Origin of the sequence: Homoserinimonas sp. OAct 916 (genome assembly GCF_003260275.1) — a bacterium.
GTDB lineage: Bacteria > Actinomycetota > Actinomycetes > Actinomycetales > Microbacteriaceae > OACT-916.
In genome coordinates, this window is the sequence record NZ_QJHB01000120.1 from 1 (window position 1) to 280 (window position 280).

The window sequence follows — 280 nt, forward strand, 5'->3', positions numbered from 1 at the left end:
CATCGACGACGCCTGCCCCACCGCCGGCGAACTCGTGCAGAGCTCCATAGGCAAGGCCGCCGCCGGGAAGAACGGCGTCGATCTCGGGAACTCCGAAGGGCAAATGGTCTGCTTTACGTCCGACATGCCGCTCGAGGGCGGCGATGCGGGTACGAAGGTCCGATATGACGTGCTCGCGGGCAGCCGTCATTATTCACTGAATCCTTTCGGTTCGTGGGGTAAAAAAGCACGACCTGATGTCGTCACAAATGATTTATGTTCCCGTTTTGTTCCTAATCCA

General features: G+C 57.9%; 1 pseudogene. It reads right to left on the minus strand.

The features are described 5' to 3' along the window. Positions 1–190, minus strand: a pseudogene (locus DL891_RS16940) (hypothetical protein); the annotation flags it as partial. Positions 191–280 lie beyond the last annotated feature (90 nt).